Below are 1,142 nucleotides of genomic sequence, written 5' to 3' on the forward strand. Positions count from 1 at the left end.
ATAAGCCGAACTAGCCTTTGGTTCGGCTTTTACTCATCATTGTTTAATCATCTAAGTACACGACTAGCAAATCAGCTTCTATGGCGTTCGCAAGCTTAGGGACAGAAGAAAAGAAACGACTCAACAAGCTATGATGATGGCCACATACAACGAGATCTATCCCTACTTCCTTCGCAATTCCGGAGAGCTTGATGTGAAGATCACCAATCACAACCTTACTGTCATGGACTTCGTAATCACACTCGTCAGCAAGCTTTTGTAATGCATTCTGCAACTTTCGTTCTTCTTTCAACTCTAGAATAATCTTATCGACATCTACATAGACTAAGGAAAGCTTACTTTTTTCATCTTTCGCTAAAGAAACTGCTTTATCGATGACTTTTTTGCTGGAATCAGTAAGGTCTACCGCAACCAAAATATGTCCATAACTCATTACGTTCTCCTATTTTGAATGGTACTACTTTTAGTCTAGCTTATCGAACACACTAAACATCGGCTTACCCGCCGATATCTAAATGAAAACATCCAAATCCCCATCTCTAAGAGCTCAGCTGTTCGAACATATACCCCTAAGCCTCTCACTAAACATTACGCCGTAACTTAAGTTGACTTGTAAGCGATGCTGTAAAACTAAGTCCGTAGTGGCTCCTGCCTCTAAGCGCTCTGAAAATCTAGATTAAAGATCATCAAAAACTCTGCCGCAATTTTAATGATGTAGTCCCTGGATAAGCAGTTCTGACACACCGTCTGCAAGTACTTACTGTCTTTATATGGAAGTATATATAAGCACCTAATTCTGATTTTATTTTGTGACACTGTGTCTTAATGAAAAATTCAACACATTATACTGGCTAATTATCCCTCTTAATGGCCACTGTGTAATTTAATTACATGCAAATTATTCATCAATCTTGGAAAAGCAAATAACTCCGCGATAACTCACTGATTAATATCATATTTAACCAAGATTGACCTGAACAACCATAAAATCACCACTGAAGCATGTTTATGGATAAAGATGAATTGGTAAAATTTTACCTACTGCTTTCGTCTAAATGGTTGGCCTCTTTTACTGCTGTAGTTAAGAAGGTTGTGTTACGCGGTAACTGAATAACTTAAATTGTTTGATGGGAAATGGATTA

At 37.7% G+C, this 1,142-nt stretch carries 1 protein-coding gene; it reads right to left on the reverse strand.

Annotation, left to right across the window (positions count from 1 at the left end; all coding sequences use genetic code 11):
• Window positions 1-43: 43 nt before the first annotated feature.
• Entirely contained in the window at window positions 44-433 is a 390-nt protein-coding gene (locus R7P35_RS25560) for a universal stress protein (RefSeq protein ID WP_005455301.1), read from the reverse strand.
• Window positions 434-1,142 lie beyond the last annotated feature (709 nt).

The organism is Vibrio sp. Vb0304, assembly GCF_033338995.1.
Taxonomy (GTDB): Bacteria; Pseudomonadota; Gammaproteobacteria; order Enterobacterales; family Vibrionaceae; genus Vibrio; species Vibrio alginolyticus.

Excerpts from the sequence above, each read along its gene's own strand:
- R7P35_RS25560 (WP_005455301.1), bottom strand. The coding sequence starts at position 433 with ATGAGTTATGGACATATTTTGGTTGCGGTAGACCTTACTGATTCCAGC.